This window comes from Streptomyces physcomitrii, assembly GCF_012273655.1.
GTDB lineage: Bacteria > Actinomycetota > Actinomycetes > Streptomycetales > Streptomycetaceae > Streptomyces > Streptomyces physcomitrii.
On record NZ_JAAWWP010000004.1, the window covers coordinates 20,401 to 36,151 of the forward strand.

A 15,751-nucleotide genomic window follows, 5' to 3' on the forward strand; every position below is an offset into this window, starting at 1 on the left:
GTCCGCGTCCCGGTGCGCCCTCGCGGCGGGGCACCGGCCCGCACCCGGAACGTGCCCCTTCGAGTAGGAGAGACCGTGCCCCATCAGGTGGACGAATCCTTCACGGCGCTGCCCCTGCGGGCGCTCGCCGACGCGGCCCTGGCGCGCGCCCGCGCGCTCGGCGCCGACCATGCCGACTTCCGTTTCGAGCGGGTGCGTTCGGCCGGCCTGCGACTGCGCGACGCACGCCTCGCGGGCTCCTCGGACACCACCGACCTGGGCTACGCGGTGCGCGTGGTGCACGGCGGCAGCTGGGGCTTCGCCTCCGGTGTCGACCTGAGCATGGACGCCGCGGCCCGGGTGGCCTCGCAGGCGGTGGCGATGGCGAAGCTCTCCGCGCAGGTCATCAGGGCCGCCGGGTCGGACGAGTTCGTGGAGCTGGCCGAGGAGCCGGTGCACGCCGAGCGGACCTGGGTCTCCGCGTACGAGATCGATCCCTTCACGGTGCCGGACGAGGAGAAGACCGCGCTGCTCGCCGAGTGGAGCGCCCGGCTGCTGGCCGCCGAGGGCGTGGCGCACGCCGACGCCACCCTGCGCACGGTCCACGAGAACAAGTTCTACGCCGACACCGCGGGCACCGTCACCACCCAGCAGCGGGTGCGCCTGCACCCCGAACTCACCGCCGTCGCGGTCGACTCCGCCAGCGGCGAGTTCGAGTCGATGCGCACCCTCGCGCCGCCCGCGGGCCGCGGCTGGGAGTACGCGCGGGGCACCGGCTGGGACTGGGACGGCGAACTGGAGCGCATCCCGGGTCAGCTCGCCGAGAAGATGCGCGCGCCCAGCGTGCGGCCGGGCCTCTACGACCTGGTGGTGGACCCCTCGAACCTCTGGCTGACCATCCACGAGTCGGTCGGCCACGCCACCGAGCTGGACCGCGCCCTCGGCTACGAGGCCGCCTACGCCGGCACCTCCTTCGCCACCTTCGACCAGCTCGGGAAGTTGCGGTACGGCTCCGAGCTGATGAACGTCACCGGGGACCGCACCGCCGAACACGGACTCGCCACCATCGGCTACGACGACGAGGGGGTGGCCGCCCAGTCCTGGGACCTCGTCAAGGACGGCACCCTGACCGGCTACCAGCTGGACCGGCGCATCGCGAAGCTGACCGGCCAGGGCCGCTCCAACGGCTGCGCCTTCGCGGACTCCCCCGGCCGGGTCCCGGTCCAGCGGATGGCGAACGTCTCGCTGCGCCCGGACCCGGCGGGGATGTCCACCGAGGAGTTGATCGGCGGGGTGGAGCGCGGCATCTACGTGGTCGGGGACCGCTCCTGGTCGATCGACATGCAGCGCTACAACTTCCAGTTCACCGGCCAGCGCTTCTACCGCATCGAGAACGGGCGCCTGGCCGGGCAGCTGCGCGATGTCGCCTACCAGGCGACCACCACCGACTTCTGGGGCTCGATGACGGCCGTCGGCGGCCCCGCCACCTATGTCCTCGGCGGCACCTTCAACTGCGGGAAGGCCCAGCCCGGTCAGGGCGCGGCCGTCTCGCACGGCTGCCCCTCGGCCCTCTTCCGGGGCGTCAACATCTTGAACACCGCACAGGAGGCCGGGCGATGAGCAGGACCATCCGTACGCAGACCCCGCACGAGACCGTCGAGCGCGCCCTCACCCTCTCCCGCGCCGACGGCTGCGTGGTGATCGCCGACGAGACGTCCTCGGCCAATCTGCGCTGGGCGGGCAACGCCCTGACCACCAACGGCGTGACCCGCGGCCGCACCCTCACCGTGATCGCGACGGTGGACGGCGCCGAGGGCACCGCCTCCGGGGTGGTCTCGCGCTCCGCGGTCACCGGCGAGGACCTGGAGGCGCTGGTGCGGGCGGCGGAGGCGGCGGCCCGCGCGGCCGGGCCCGCCGAGGACGCCCAGCCCCTGGTCGAGGGGACCCCCGCCTCGCCGGACTTCGCCGAGCCGCCCGCCGAGACCACCTCCGCGGTCTTCGCGGACTTCGCCCCGGCGCTCGGCGAGTCCTTCGCCCGCGCCCGGGCCGGCGGCCGCGAGCTGTACGGCTTCGCGAACCACGAGATGGTCACCAGCTACCTCGGCACCTCCACCGGGCTGCGGCTGCGGCACGACCAGCCCAACGGCACCCTGGAGCTGAACGCCAAGTCCCCCGACCGCAGCCGCTCGGCCTGGGCGGGCCGCGCCACCCGCGACTTCCGGGACGTCGACCCGGCGGAGCTGGACGCGGAGCTGGCGGTCCGCCTCGGCTGGGCCGAGCGCCGGGTGGAACTGCCCGCGGGCCGGTACGAGACCCTGCTGCCGCCGAGCGCCGTCGCCGACCTCCTCGTCTACCAGATGTGGTCCTCCGCGGCCCGGGACGCCGCCGAGGGCCGGACCGTCTTCTCACGCCCCGGCGGGAGCACCCGGGTCGGCGAGCGGCTCAGCCCGCTGCCGCTGACCCTGCGCAGCGATCCGTACGAACCGGGCCTGGAATCGGCGCCGTTCGTGCTCGCGCACTCCTCCGGGGACGACTCCTCGGTCTTCGACAACGGCATGCCGCTGGCCCGTACCGACTGGATCCACGAGGGGGAGCTGGCCCGGCTGACCACCACCCGGCACAGCGCGCGGCTGACCGGGCTGCCGCTCGCGCCCCCGGTCGGCAACCTCGTCCTGGACGGCGGCGGCACCCGCTCGCTGACCGAGATGGTCGCTGCCACCGAACGCGGGCTGCTGCTGACCTGCCTCTGGTACATCCGCGAGGTGGACCCGGCGACGCTGCTGCTCACCGGGCTGACCCGGGACGGGGTCTACCTGGTGGAGAACGGCGAGGTCACCGCCGAGGTGAACAACTTCCGCTTCAACGAGTCGCCGGTGGACCTGCTCGGCCGGGCCACCGAGGCGGGCCGCAGCGAGCGGACCCTGCCCCGGGAGTGGGGCGACTGGTTCACCAGGGCTGCCGCTCCCCCGCTGCGGGTGCCGGATTTCCATATGAGCTCGGTCAGCCGGGGCGTATAACCTCGTACGCGGCCGCCTCACGGCGGCGGTCCGGCGAGCGGACCGGACCGGTGGACAGCAGCAACCTAGGAGACGCGACAAGGTGACGGACATCGTCGACGAGCTGAAGTGGCGGGGCCTGCTGGCCCTCTCCACCGACGAGGACGCATTGCGCAAGGCGTTCGCGGACGGCCCCGTCACGTTCTATTGCGGCTTCGACCCGACGGCGCCCAGCCTGCACCTGGGCAACCTGGTGCAGATCCTGACCATGCGGCGGATCCAGCGGGCGGGCAACCGTCCGCTGGGCCTGGTCGGCGGCGCCACCGGGCTGATCGGCGATCCGAAGCCGACCTCGGAGCGCACCCTGAACGACCCCGAGACGGTCGGCGAGTGGGTGGGCCGCCTGCGCGCGCAGATCGAGCCCTTCCTCGACTTCGAGGGCCCGAACGCCGCGCTGATGGTCAACAACCTGGACTGGACCTCGGGCCTGTCCGCGATCAGCTTCCTGCGCGATGTGGGCAAGCACTTCCGGGTCAACAAGATGATCGCGAAGGAGGCCGTCGCCCGGCGGCTCAACTCCGACGCGGGCATCAGCTACACCGAGTTCAGCTACCAGATCCTCCAGGCCATGGACTTCCTGGAGCTGTACCGCCGCTACGGCTGCACCCTGCAGACCGGCGGCAGCGACCAGTGGGGCAACCTCACCGCGGGCACCGACCTGATCCACCGGGTCGAGGGCGCCCCGGTGCACGCGCTCGGCACCCCGCTGATCACCAAGGCGGACGGCACCAAGTTCGGCAAGACCGAGTCGGGCACCGTCTGGCTGGACCCGGAGCTGACCACGCCGTACGCCTTCTACCAGTTCTGGCTGAACGCCGACGACCGGGACGTCCCGGGCTTCCTGCGGATCTTCAGCTTCCGCTCCCGCGAGGAGATCACGGATCTGGAGCGGCAGACCGAGGAGCGCCCGCAGGCGAGGGCCGCCCAGCGCGCCCTGGCCGAGGAGCTGACCACCCTGGTGCACGGCGCCGACCAGACGGCCGCGGTGATCGCCGCCTCGAAGGCGCTCTTCGGCCAGGGCGAGCTGGCGGACCTGGACGAGGCCACGCTCACCGCGGCCCTCTCGGAGCTGCCGCACATCCGGGTGGCGGCGCCGGCCCCCGTGGTGGACCTGTTCGCGGAGGTCGGGCTCGTGCAGAGCAAGTCCGCGGCGCGGCGCACCGTGAAGGAGGGCGGCGCCTACGTGAACAACGCCAAGGTCACCGCCGAGGACGCGGTGCCGGAGGCCGGGGACCTGCTGCACGGCAGGTGGCTGGTGCTGCGGCGCGGCAAGAAGAACCTCGCGGCGGTGGAGATCACCGGCTGAGGCCCCGGGCGCACGAGCGAGGAGAGGGCCGGTACCGCGTTTTCGTACGCGGTACCGGCCCTCTCGTACGTGCACCCGGGTGCGCCCGCCGACACGGCGGCGGGCGTACCGGAGCCCGCTCAGGCGCGTGAACGCCCTTGCCCGGCGCCCTTGTTGCGGTGCATGGCCAGCCAGGCCATCTCGCCGAGCCAGACCAGGAGCACCGCGCCCGCGAGCTGGAAGGCATGGCGCCACCAGTCGATGCCGGCGGTGGTGTCCACTCCGGCCCAGCGGGCGACCGCGTTGCCGAGCACGGCACCGCCGATACCCAGGATCGTCGTCATCCACAAGGGGATCTGCTGCTTACCGGGGATGATGGCCTTCGCGATGAGACCGAGCACGAAGCCCACGATGATGGCCCACAACCAGCCCATGTCGCCTCCTCAAGGTGGCGCTCTCGACGCATGTGGTGCCAGTGTCGGCCGATACCTCCTCCGGCGCATTCCGGGAGGCGCCGCACGGAGCGCCCGCGGCGCCCGTACGGCACCGGCCACGGTGCGGCGTGATGCGGACGAAGCGGCGCCCCGGTCTCGAATGCGGGCGGTACGCGGCGTACCGTGGTGCTGTTCGGGCCGTCGCGCGGTTCGGGCTGTGGGCAGGTCCGGGCGAGCGACGGCAGGTGAGGTCATCCATGCGCAGGCAGCAGAACAGCCCTCAGGTCTTCCGCATCACGGGCGCACGGCAGGGCCTCGCGGAGGATGTGCGCGGCAGGCAGCGCCGGTACGTGATCTCGATGGGCGTGCGCACCGTCTCCGTCATCCTCACCGCCGTGCTCTGGGACGTGCAGCGCCATATCGCGGTCGTCTGCCTGATCCTCGGGGTGCTGCTGCCGTACGCGGCCGTGGTCATCGCCAACGCGGGCCGCGAGAACGCCCCCGTACTCCCCAAGACCGTTCTGCCGCCGCCGAGTCGGCCCATGCTGGGCACGGTGATCCCCCGCGAGCCGACCGCCTCGGCGCCGCCCGCCGGGGCCTCGATGCCGGGTGCCGGAGCGCCCGGGACGGCGGCCGAACCGCACTGAACGGGGCCGACCGGGGCCTGAACCCGACCTGAACAGGGCTTTACCGGGGACCCCTGTCCAGCTCAAGAAAAGCTCAGATCAATGTGGTTGTTGGGGGGGTCGGCGCAGGGCACCCCGTGACATACTTCTTGAGCGCTCCGCATCCCCCGTCGGAGCGACTGACCGACGCCGGGCAGCTCCCCCCGTGGCTGCCCGGCGTCGCCGCGTTCCGGGGGTGGCAAAGCCCCTGGTGCCCCCGCGCGGCACAGGCCGTCACAGGGGCACCAGGAGCATGGGGGCAGGGGACCGGCGCCTCGCGGTGCCGGAGGACCGCGGCCGTGCCGCCGGTTCAGAAGTGGATGTCCTGGACCCAGCCCCAGCGCTGGGCGTTCGGGACGTAGACCTTGGTCCAGCCCGCGTTGCGCTCGGCGGTCCGGTGGACGTGCCAGCCCGGCTTGACGTTGCCGATGACGAAGCGGTTGGCGGCGTCGCGCAGGGTGCCCTTGCTGCGGATCTCCTGGCGGTCGTCGACCACGGTGCCGGGCGCGACCCGGAAGTCGACGGTGCGGTAGTGGTCCGCCTCGACGGCGCTGCGGCCCTCCAGGATCCGCTGCGGCACCGGCTCACCGGCCGGGTAGGAGCTGTCCGGGGTCGGGAAGGGCTCGCCGCCGATCGAGGTGCCGATGCAGCTCGGATCGACAAAGCCCCACCAGGCGTGCGTCGAGCTGCTGCGGTACTTCTTGTCGCTGATCATCGCGTAGTTGCCGTTGACGTTGTAGCGCCAGGCGACGACCTCCCCCGGGGCGATGCGCCAGGCCGGGTCGTTCCCGATGACGCCGTCCTTGGGATAGTTCTCGTACACCCGGCAGTCCTTGGCCACGGTGTAGTCGAGGATCAGGGCCACATCGCGGGCCGCGGTGGCCCCCGGGGCCGCCGTGACCGTGAAGGCCACGCCCGCGGCCAGACCCAGAACCGATGTGCGCAGCGTCCACCGACGCCTGCGTCCGAGAGTCGTACCGGCAGCCATACCGCTCCTCCTCTGGCGTTCACTTGACCGGAGCATGACATATCACACTCAGAAGAACTCTACCGTACTTCTGACTCTCCGGACGCCCGCCTACGGGCCGTGAACACCTGACCCGAACCAGAGCGCTCAAACCCGGGGGCGGGGAACTACGGGAACCTCGGCACAGGCTCAGGAACAGCTCAGATCAATCGCGAAGTCCCGTTGCACCCCGACGAATCCCCCGTGCCACACTTTCGCCGCGGTGAGGGGTGAGAGGGATGGATGACCGTCAGGAGAAGTCGGCCAAGTCCCGGACCGGCGCCGCGAAGTGGCAGGTCTGGATCGGACTGCTCGGCTTGCTCGTAGCGATCACACCGGATATGTGGGGCAGTTCGTCGAGGCGACATCCTTGTTCCCCCTTCCGCACGACGCGGCGCCTCCGGCCCCACCCGCCGCTGGTGACCGCCGGACCCCGCCCGCGCTCCTCTAGGCTTGCCGCGTGAACCTCCCGCTCTCCCCCGAGGAATCGCCCGCCGATCCGCAGTGCTCGGCCAAGGGCTGCCGCGCCGATGCCGTCTGGGTGCTCGCCTGGAACAACCCGAAGCTGCACACCCCCGAGCGCCGCAAGACCTGGCTGGCCTGCGAGGAGCACCGGGCGCACCTCTCGTCCTTCCTGGACGTACGCGGCTTCCTCAAGGACGTGGTGGCGCTGGAGGAGTGGGAGGACTCCGGCTCGTAGGGGCTTCTCTGCTTTTCGCCCCGGCCGGGGCGAAGAGCGAAAGACTCAACCGCCCTGCGCCGGGTGGGAGTTCAGCCGCCGATGGCGGACATCGGGCGCTCGGGCTGGAGGAAGGACGGGTCGTCGAGTCCGGAGCCCGCCTTCTTGCCCCACATCGCCTTGCTCCAGAGCGCGGCGAGCTCCGCGTCCCCGGCGCCGCCGCGCAGGGCCGCGCGCAGATCGGTCTCCTCGGTGGCGAAGAGGCAGGTGCGGATCTGGCCGTCGGCGGTGAGCCGGGTGCGGTCGCAGGCCGCGCAGAAGGGCCGGGTCACCGAGGCGATCACCCCGACGCGGCCCGGGCCGCCGTCCACCAGCCAGCGCTCGGCCGGGGCGGAGCCGCGCTCCCGCTCCCCCTCCGGGGTGAGCGTGAACCGGCGCCGCAGGGAGACCAGGATGTCCTCGGCGGTGATCATTCCGCTGCGCTGCCAGCCGTGCTGGGCGTCCAGCGGCATCTGCTCGATGAAGCGCAGCTCGTAGGCGTGGGCCAGGGCCCAGTCGAGGAGTTCGGGTGCCTCGTCGTCGTTGAGGCCGGGCATCAGGACCGCGTTGACCTTCACGGGGGTCAGTCCGGCCTCGTGGGCCGCGCGGAGGCCGGCGAGGACGTCGTGGTGGCGGTCGCGGCGGGTGAGGGTCTTGAAGACCTCGGGGCGCAGGGTGTCCAGCGAGACGTTGACCCGGTCGAGGCCCGCCTCGCGCAGCGCGCTCGCGGTGCGGGCGAGGCCGATGCCGTTGGTGGTGAGGGAGAGCCGGGGGCGCGGGGTGAGCGCGGCGGCCTCGGTGAGGATGGCGGTGAGCCCGGGCCGGAGCAGGGGTTCGCCGCCGGTGAAGCGCACCTCGGTGATGCCGAGCCGCTCCACCGCGATCCGTACCAGGCGGACGATCTCCTCGTCGGTCAGCAGATCGGGCTTGGCCAGCCACTGCAGGCCCTGCTCGGGCATGCAGTAGGTGCAGCGCAGATTGCAGCGGTCGGTCAGCGAGACGCGCAGATCGGTGGCGACCCGCCCGTAGGTGTCGGCAAGCAGTGCGGGCCCCCTTCCCTGGAAAGCCGTGTGGTGCCGGGCTCTGGTGTCGAGCGTACGTGACCGCGGTGACACCCCCCGGGTACGCGTCTCGGCCGGTGGAACCGCATCTGCCGCCCCCGGTCGGGCCGGGGGCGGCAGATGCGGTCGCGCGGGAGCCTCAGTGGGCGCCGGTGCCGGTGAGGGAACGGACCTCCAATTCGGCGTACTTGGCGGTGTTCGGCTCCTCCTTGGACAGGACGGTGCCGAGCCAGCCGAGCAGGAAGCCGACCGGGATGGAGATCAGGCCCGGGTTCTCCAGCGGGAACCAGTGGAAGTCGACGTCCGGGAACATCGAGGTCGGCTTGCCGGAGACGACCGGCGAGAAGAGCACCAGGCCGACCGCGGTGACCAGTCCTCCGTAGATCGACCAGAGGGCGCCCTGGGTGGTGAAGCGCTTCCAGAAGAGGCTGTAGAGGATGGTGGGCAGGTTCGCCGAGGCGGCGACCGCGAAGGCGAGGGCGACGAGTCCCGCGACGTTGAGGTCGCGGGCGAGGGCGCCGAGGCCGATGGAGACGATGCCGATGAGCACGGTGGCGTAACGGGCGGCCCGTACCTCCTGCTTCTCGGTGGCCTGGCCCTTCTTGATCACGTTGGCGTAGATGTCGTGGGCGAAGGAGGAGGACGAGGCCAGGGTCAGTCCGGCGACCACCGCGAGGATGGTGGCGAAGGCGACCGCCGAGATGGAGGCGAGCAGGATCGCGCCCCAGGTCGAGTCCACCCCGCCGAGATGCAGGGCGAGCAGGGGCGCCGCCGTGTTGCCCGCCTTGTTGGAGGCGATGATCTCGTCCGGTTTGATCAGTGCGGCGGCGCCGAAGCCGAGCGCGATCGTCATCAGGTAGAAGACACCGATGATGCCGATGGCCCAGTTGACCGACTTCCGGGCGGCCTTGGCGGTGGGCACCGTGTAGAAGCGGATCAGGATGTGCGGCAGTCCGGCGGTGCCGAGCACGAGCGCGATGCCGAGGGAGAGGAAGTCGAGCTTGGTGGTGGAGTCGATGCCGTACTTCAGGCCCGGCTCCAGGAAGGCCGAGTGCTTGCCGCTGTTGTCGGCGGCCGAGCCGAGCAGGTCGGAGACGTTGAAGTCGAACTTCAGGAGCACCAGGAAGGTGATCAGCAGGGCGCCCGCGATCAGCAGGACCGCCTTGACCATCTGCACCCAGGTGGTGCCCTTCATCCCGCCGATGGTCACGTAGACGATCATCAGCACGCCGACCAGGGCGACGATGCCGACCTTGCCCGCGTCGCTGGTGATGCCGAGCAGCAGCGAGACCAGGACGCCCGCGCCCGCCATCTGGGCCAGCAGGTAGAAGATCGACACCACGATGGTGGAGGTGCCGGCGGCGGTGCGCACCGGGCGCTGGCGCATCCGGTAGGCGAGGACGTCGCCCATCGTGTAGCGGCCGGAGTTGCGCAGCGGCTCGGCGACCAGGAGCAGGGCGACCAGCCAGGCCACCAGGAAGCCGATGGAGTAGAGGAAGCCGTCGTAGCCGAAGAGGGCGATGGCGCCCGCGATGCCGAGGAAGGAGGCCGCGGACATGTAGTCGCCGGAGACGGCGAGGCCGTTCTGGAAACCGGTGAACTGCCGTCCGCCCGCGTAGAAGTCGGCCGCGTCCTTGGTTTGGCGGCCCGCCCACACGGTGATGACGAGGGTGGCCAGGACGAAGACCGCGAAGAGCGAGATGATCAGCGGCCGGTGTTCGCTTGCCTCACCCGCGGCGAGGGTCATTGCCGGGTTCATGCGCCGCCCTCCATCCGGGACTTGATCGCCTCGGCCTTGGGGTCGAGCTTGGTCGCGGCGTGACGGGAGTACCACCAGGCGATGAGGAAGGTGGTCAGGAACTGGGCGAGGCCGAGCACCAGGGCGACATTGATGTTGCCGAAGAGCTTGGTGCCCATGAAGTCGCCCGCGTAGTTCGACAGCAGCACGTAGAGCAGGTACCAGGCGACGAAGGCGATCGTCAGCGGGAAGGCGAAGGAGCGGTGGGCATGCCGCAGTTCACGGAATTCGGCGCTGGCCTGCACCTCGGCGAACTCCTCTGCGGAGGGCAGCGGAGGCGTGCTGCCCGGACCGCCCTTCGACGGCGGTGGTGGTTGGGTGGCCACGGCTTCTCCTCGCGGTGCGGGCACAGGGGTACGTACGGATATCGGCGGGGCGGCGGGCGGGTCGGGGCGAAGGGCCCTGGCGCGGACGCACGCCCCGGGGCGGCGCAGTGAGCTGGATCACGGAACCGTCTGGCGATGTTAGGGCTCTACGGCGTGATCCAACAGGGGGTGGGGGGCAGCTCCTCGCAGCTGTTCGGTCCGGGCGGGCCCGGGCGGCTTTCGGCCGGACGTCCTGTTTTCTTCCGGGATTCCGTTGCTGGCCAGCGAGGACGGAGATAGCTTCACCCTGACCTTTCGGTCATGTACCTGCCCGGGCAGCATCCTGTCCGGGTCCTCGTTGTCCGGATGATGTGGAGACCCCACCCCATGACGCATCGCCGTTCCAGACGCGGCCTGGCACTCGCCGTGCCGCTCTCGCTGGCGTTCACCGCGGCCCTCACCGGCGCCCTGCCCTCGGCGGCCTCCGCCGGTCAGGCACCCGCGGCCGCCACCACCGGGGCGCAGGGCCCCGAGCTCGCCTACGTCGTCAACACCTGGCCCGGTCACGGCACGGCCGCCAGGGTGCAGAAGGCGATCACCGCGGCCGGCGGCACCGTCGTCGTCGCGCACGAGAAGATCGGCGTGATCGTCGCCCACTCGGCGGCGGCCGACTTCGCCCCCCGGCTGCGCGAGGTACCCGGCGTCCAGTCCGCCGGTGCCACCCGCACCACCCCGCTCACCCCGGCCGCCACCACCGAGGAGGGCGCGCCCCAGTACCTGTCGAAGGGCGCCGTCGCCCGGGCCCGCGCCGCCGAGGGCGCCGAGCCGCTCGAAGCCGACCAGTGGGACCTGCGCGCGATAGGCGCCGACAAGGCCGCCCGCGTCAACCCGGGCAGCCGCGAGGTGACCGTCGGCGTCATCGACACCGGCGTGGACGACACCCACCCCGACCTGGCGCCCAACTTCTCCGCCGCCCAGTCCGCCAACTGCGTGGGCGGCAAGGCCGATACGAGCCCCGGCGCCTGGCGCCCGTACAACCCGGACGAGGATTACCACGGCACCCATGTGGCCGGTGAGATCGCGGCCGCCCGCAACGGCGTCGGCGTCGCCGGAGTCGCCCCCGGCGTCAAGGTCGCCGGTATCAAGGTGAGCGACCCGGACAACGGGCTCTTCTACCCCGAGAACGTCGTCTGCGCCTTCGTCTTCGCCGCCGACCACGGCATCGAGATCACCAACAACAGCTATTACGTGGACCCTTGGCTCTACAACTGCCTGGCCGACCCCGACCAGAAGGCCATCGTCGACTCGGTGAACCGGGCGCAGCTCTACGCCCGCGGCAAGGGCACGCTCAGCCTCGCCTCGGCCGGGAACTCCAACCACGACCTCGCCTCGCACGAGATCCTGGACGAGTCGAGCCCGGACGACTCCACCCCGGTGCCGCGCACCGTCGACCCGCACAAGTGCTTTGACATTCCCACCCAGTTGCCCGGTGTGGTCACCGTCAGCGCGACGGGTGTGCAGGACCTCAAGTCGTACTACTCCAGTTACGGCAAGGGCGTGATCGACATCGCGGCCCCCGGCGGCGACAAGTACCAGATCCCGGACACCCCGGAGAAGAACGGCCGCATCCTGTCCACCCTCCCCGGCGGCAAGTACGGCTATCTGCAGGGCACTTCGATGGCCTCCCCGCACGCCGCGGGCGTCGCCGCGCTGCTGAAGTCGGCCCACCCGCGGGCCACCCCGGCCCAGCTCCAGTTCCGGCTCGCGGCCCAGGCCGACAACCCCGGCTGCCCGACCGAGCCCTACGACCCGGACGGCAACGGCACCGTCGACTCCACCTGCGAGGGCGGCAAGCGGGTCAACGGCTTCTACGGCCACGGAATCGTGGACGCGCTCGACGCGGTGCGCTGACCGGACGCGCAGCGCACGCCTCCACGTCTGCGGCGCTTCGGTCGCCGGGCCTTGAGCTGTGAGCTTCGGGCCTCGGGCCTTGCACCTCGGGCCTTGCGCCTCGGACGTGGTTCGGGAGGGGTGCGGCTGGACCTGGTATCCGGTCCGGTCGCGCCCCTTGCGCCCGCGGGCCGCTCACCGCCGCAGCTCCGCCGCAACGGCCTGCCGACCCGTCGGCCGGCCGGGTCCCGTTTCCTCTCGGACCCACCGCCTCAGCCCCCTTCACCCCTACGGAGAAGCCATGTCCCGTCCCCTGATCCGCTCCCGCAGAACCGCCGTACCGCTCGGCGTCGCCGTCGTCTCCGCGCTCGCCCTGTGGCCCGCGGTCAGCGCCTCCGCCGCGCCCGCGCCGGTGCCGAGCGCCACCGGGGCGAAGGGCGCCGCCGCCGAGGGCACGCTCAGCTATGTCGTCAACATCCGCCCCGGGCACGGGCCTTCGGCCGCCGTGCGCAAGGCGATAGCCAAGGCGGGCGGCACCGTCGTCGCCTCCTACGACCGGATCGGCGTCGTCGTGGCGACCTCAGCCGACCCCGCCTTCGCCGAGACGGTCCGCGCGGTACGCGGCGTGCACTCGGCCGGGGCGACCCGTACCGCCCCGCTGCCCGCGCAGTCCACCACCGACGTCGGCACCCCGAAGGTGCTCACCGAGAAGCAGACCAGGGCGCTCGCCGCCGAGGCGGAGCCGGGCCAGGACCCGCTGGAGCCGCAGCAGTGGGACCTGCCCGCCATCAAGGCGGACCAGGCGCACAAGAAGACCCTCGGCAGCGACCGGGTTACCGTCGCCGTCCTGGACACCGGGGTCGACGACACCCACCCGGACATCGCGCCCAACTTCGACCGCGCGGGCTCCGTCGACTGCGTCGGCGGCAAGGCCGACACGGCGGACGGCGCCTGGCGCCCGAAGAGCGGCGAGAGCCCGCACGGCACCCATGTCGCGGGCGAGATCGCGGCCGCCAAGAACGGCGTCGGCGTCACCGGAGTCGCGCCGGGCGTGAAGGTCTCCGGCATCAAGGTCGGCAACCCGGACGGCTTCTTCTACGCGGAGGCCGTGGTCTGCGGCTTCGTCTGGGCCGCCGAGCACGGCGCGGACGTCACCAACAACAGCTATTTCACCGACCCCTGGTACTTCAACTGCGTCGCCGACCCGGACCAGAAGGCACTGGTCGAGGCGATCACCCGGGCCACGCGCTACGCGGAGAAGAAGGGCGCGGTGAACGTCGCCGCCGCGGGCAACGAGAACTTCGACCTGGCCGCCGAGGAGCTGGTGGACCCCTCCAGCCCGAACGACACCACCCCCGGCGAGCGCACCGTCGACCCCTCGGAGTGCTTCGACATCCCGACCCAGCTGCCGGGCGTCGTCACCGTCGCCTCCACCGGAGCCAAGGGCCTCAAGTCCTCCTTCTCCAACCACGGCCTGGGCGTCGTCGACATCGCCGCGCCCGGCGGCGACTCCACCGCGTACCAGACCCCCGAGCCGCCCGCCACCAGCGGACTGATCCTCGGCCCGCTGCCCGGCGGCAAGTGGGGCTACATGGCCGGCACCTCGATGGCCTCCCCGCATGTCGCGGGCGTCGCCGCCCTCATCAAGTCCCGCCACCCCTACGCCCCGCCCGCCCTCGTCAAGGCCCTGCTCTACGCCGAGGCGGACGCGGTGCCCTGCACCGACCCGTACGACATCGACGGCGACGGCAAGATCGACGCGGTCTGCGAGGGCGGCAAGAACCGGAACGGGTTCTACGGGGTGGGGGTGGCGGACGCGCTGGACGCGGTTCGGCGGTAGGCGGGGGCCGTGCGGACGGCACGCGGACGCGGCGGCCAGTCGGGGGCGTGGACACTACTCCCGGGCGGGGTGGGGACACTGCTCCCGGGGGCTGCGCATGGGCCTTGCCCCGGAACTGCTCGGGCGGTGAGTTGGCGCTGTTCGGTGGCGAGTTGGCGCCGTTCGGTGGTTGGTCGCACGGCAGGTGACAGGTGACAGGCAACAGATGACGGATGACGGATGACGGATGACGGATATTGATATCTGTCATCCGTCATCTGTCATCTGCCACCTGTCAGTTGTCAATGGCCAGACGCCCGACGCCCGACGCCCGATGCCAACCGAGCCCGGCCTCACCTTGCCCGGCCTCACCCTGCCCGGCCCAGTCTTGCCCGACCCAGCCCGGCGCAACGCCAACTCCAACCCAGCCCGGCGCAACGCCAACTCCAACCCAGACACCGACCCAGCCCCAACCCCAGCCCCAGCCCCAGCCCCAGCCCCAGCCCCAAGCCGATCCCCCACCCACACGTCTGACCTTCACCGCTTGCCCACCCCCTCGGACCCCGGTGAAGATCGTGCGGTGAGCCGACCCCCGAACGCCGCCGCGCCCACCCCTGCGGTCCCCGGACCGGTCTCCACCCCGCCGCCGCCCACCGCCGTGCCGCGCGTCCTCGCCGTACTGGCCCTGGTGACCCTCGCGGCCCTGATACCCCTCTTCGGCCCCGCCGCCGCGCTGGACGGCACCGGCGAGGCGGCGGTACCCGCGACCCGTACCCTCTCGCTGCTGCGCGCCCTGCTCTTCGGGGCCCTCTGCCTCCAGATCGGCGAGGTCTTCGCGGAGTCGCTGGCCCGCCGGATCCCCGGGGCGCGGGCGCTTCCCGGTGTCCGGTCCTGGACCCCGTACGCGGCCGGGGCCGGAGTGCTCGCCGCGCTCGGGCTCGCCGCCATCGTCTCCACCGGCAATCTGCTGCCGCACCACCTCCACGACATCGACTTCGGCGCCCTCTCCCGCAGCCGCGAGGGGATGCTCGCGCTGGCCGAGGTCAACGCCTTCGTCTTCGCCTGGCTGCTCGGGGGCGCACGGAGCCCACTGGTGCGCCTGCTGCCGCCCGCCACGGTGGTGCTCGCCGAGGCCCTGCGCGCCCACCCGCCGACCGAGGAATCCGCCCTGTTCGGCAGCGCCCTGACGGTGGTGCACCTGAGCTGCGCGGCGGCCTGGGCGGGCGGACTGCTGTACGTACTGCGCCGTCAGCGGGCCTGGCGGGCCACGCACCCCGGGGAGGCGGTCGCCCTGCTCGGGCGGTACGCGCGGGCGGCGGGCCTGCTGCTCGCGGCGCTCACCGCGACCGGGGTGTGCAGCACGCTGCGCCGGATGCCGCCGGAGACCGTCCTCGACCAGCTCTTCACCACCGGGTACGGGCGGACCCTGTGCGCCAAGGTGCTGCTCGTCGCCGTGGTGGCGCTGCTCGCCCTCGCCGCCCGGCTGCGCCTGAGCCGCGCCGCCGACCCGCTGAGCGCCGGTGTCCCGGCCCGCGCCGAGGTGGTACTGCTCGCCGCGGTGGTCGTGGCGAGCGCACTCCTGACCGCGATGCCGCTGCCGATCCGCTGGTAGGCGGGCGGCGACTGCCGACCGCCGGCAACCCGCCGACAGGCCCGCCACCACCGATCACCGATACGCCCGCGACGCTTGCCGACCGCCCCGCCCCCGGACCTGCCGCGCCGTCAACTCACCTCT

General features: G+C 72.1%; 13 protein-coding genes. 8 read left to right on the plus strand and 5 right to left on the minus strand.

Annotated elements, in window-relative coordinates; genetic code table 11:
- Positions 1–75: 75 nt before the first annotated feature.
- The 3 genes from HFV08_RS07930 (at position 76) to tyrS (ending at position 4,341) form a co-directional block, all read left to right on the plus strand.
- The gene (locus tag HFV08_RS07930) at positions 76–1,599 is read left to right on the plus strand and encodes a TldD/PmbA family protein (protein WP_168537270.1); all 1,524 of its coding nucleotides are present in this window, start codon (positions 76–78) and stop codon (positions 1,597–1,599) included.
- Entirely contained in the window at positions 1,596–2,996 is a 1,401-nt protein-coding gene (locus HFV08_RS07935) for a metallopeptidase TldD-related protein (RefSeq protein ID WP_168537272.1), read from the plus strand. The genes HFV08_RS07930 and HFV08_RS07935 overlap by 4 nt, the downstream gene beginning before the upstream one ends.
- An 82-nt stretch (positions 2,997–3,078) precedes the next feature.
- Positions 3,079–4,341 (plus strand): tyrosine--tRNA ligase, encoded by a 1,263-nt coding sequence (tyrS, locus tag HFV08_RS07940; RefSeq protein WP_168537274.1) that lies wholly within the window; start codon positions 3,079–3,081, stop codon positions 4,339–4,341.
- Positions 4,342–4,460: 119 nt separating this feature from the next.
- Here tyrS and HFV08_RS07945 read toward each other — a convergent pair whose 3' ends face one another.
- Positions 4,461–4,754: a GlsB/YeaQ/YmgE family stress response membrane protein gene (locus HFV08_RS07945; RefSeq protein WP_040254737.1), complete on the minus strand. Its 294-nt coding sequence runs from the start codon at positions 4,752–4,754 to the stop codon at positions 4,461–4,463.
- 257 nt (positions 4,755–5,011) lie between these two features.
- On the opposite strand from HFV08_RS07945, the gene HFV08_RS07950 reads away from it, so the two are divergent.
- The gene (locus HFV08_RS07950; RefSeq protein WP_168537276.1) at positions 5,012–5,401 is read left to right on the plus strand and encodes a DUF3099 domain-containing protein; all 390 of its coding nucleotides are present in this window, start codon (positions 5,012–5,014) and stop codon (positions 5,399–5,401) included.
- 328 nt (positions 5,402–5,729) lie between these two features.
- Here the strand turns inward: HFV08_RS07950 and HFV08_RS07955 are convergent, their stop codons facing one another.
- Complete coding sequence (locus HFV08_RS07955) at positions 5,730–6,407, minus strand: hypothetical protein (RefSeq protein WP_168537278.1); 678 nt, start codon at positions 6,405–6,407, stop codon at positions 5,730–5,732.
- 478 nt (positions 6,408–6,885) lie between these two features.
- On the opposite strand from HFV08_RS07955, the gene HFV08_RS07960 reads away from it, so the two are divergent.
- Positions 6,886–7,125 carry a hypothetical protein gene (locus HFV08_RS07960; protein ID WP_168537280.1) on the plus strand — a complete coding sequence of 80 codons (240 nt, stop codon included), beginning with the start codon at positions 6,886–6,888 and terminating at the stop codon, positions 7,123–7,125.
- A 71-nt stretch (positions 7,126–7,196) separates the two neighbouring features.
- Here HFV08_RS07960 and moaA read toward each other — a convergent pair whose 3' ends face one another.
- The 3 genes from moaA to HFV08_RS07975 form a co-directional block, all read right to left on the minus strand.
- Positions 7,197–8,186, minus strand: coding sequence for a GTP 3',8-cyclase MoaA (gene moaA / locus HFV08_RS07965; protein WP_246341612.1), 990 nt, complete (start codon positions 8,184–8,186; stop codon positions 7,197–7,199).
- Between the two features lie 157 nt (positions 8,187–8,343).
- Positions 8,344–9,963, minus strand: a complete 1,620-nt coding sequence (locus HFV08_RS07970; RefSeq protein WP_168537284.1) for a monocarboxylic acid transporter — start codon at positions 9,961–9,963, stop codon at positions 8,344–8,346.
- On the minus strand, positions 9,960–10,328 hold the full coding sequence (locus HFV08_RS07975; protein ID WP_168537286.1) for a DUF485 domain-containing protein: 369 nt from the start codon (positions 10,326–10,328) through the stop codon (positions 9,960–9,962). Before HFV08_RS07975 ends, HFV08_RS07970 begins: the two co-directional genes overlap by 4 nt.
- Before the next feature lie 366 nt (positions 10,329–10,694).
- Here HFV08_RS07975 and HFV08_RS07980 point away from each other — a divergent pair, with 366 nt between their 5' ends.
- The 3 genes from HFV08_RS07980 (at position 10,695) to HFV08_RS07990 (ending at position 15,628) form a co-directional block, all read left to right on the plus strand.
- A complete protein-coding gene (locus HFV08_RS07980) occupies positions 10,695–12,218 on the plus strand; it encodes a S8 family peptidase (protein WP_168537288.1) in 1,524 nt (507 codons plus the stop codon).
- Positions 12,219–12,498: 280 nt separating this feature from the next.
- Positions 12,499–14,037, plus strand: a complete 1,539-nt coding sequence (locus tag HFV08_RS07985; protein ID WP_168537290.1) for a S8 family peptidase — start codon at positions 12,499–12,501, stop codon at positions 14,035–14,037.
- A gap of 559 nt (positions 14,038–14,596) precedes the next feature.
- Complete coding sequence (locus HFV08_RS07990) at positions 14,597–15,628, plus strand: CopD family protein (RefSeq protein WP_376770581.1); 1,032 nt, start codon at positions 14,597–14,599, stop codon at positions 15,626–15,628.
- Positions 15,629–15,751 lie beyond the last annotated feature (123 nt).

What these genes read in the sequence shown, in the direction of transcription:
- HFV08_RS07935 (WP_168537272.1), top strand. Translation starts at nt 1,596, where the DNA reads ATGAGCAGGACCATCCGTACGCAGACCCCGCACGAGACCGTCGAGCGC.
- HFV08_RS07945 (WP_040254737.1), bottom strand. Translation starts at nt 4,754, where the DNA reads ATGGGCTGGTTGTGGGCCATCATCGTGGGCTTCGTGCTCGGTCTCATC.
- HFV08_RS07950 (WP_168537276.1), top strand. Translation starts at nt 5,012, where the DNA reads ATGCGCAGGCAGCAGAACAGCCCTCAGGTCTTCCGCATCACGGGCGCA.
- HFV08_RS07955 (WP_168537278.1), bottom strand. Translation starts at nt 6,407, where the DNA reads ATGGCTGCCGGTACGACTCTCGGACGCAGGCGTCGGTGGACGCTGCGC.
- HFV08_RS07970 (WP_168537284.1), bottom strand. Translation starts at nt 9,963, where the DNA reads ATGAACCCGGCAATGACCCTCGCCGCGGGTGAGGCAAGCGAACACCGG.
- HFV08_RS07980 (WP_168537288.1), top strand. Translation starts at nt 10,695, where the DNA reads ATGACGCATCGCCGTTCCAGACGCGGCCTGGCACTCGCCGTGCCGCTC.
- HFV08_RS07985 (WP_168537290.1), top strand. Translation starts at nt 12,499, where the DNA reads ATGTCCCGTCCCCTGATCCGCTCCCGCAGAACCGCCGTACCGCTCGGC.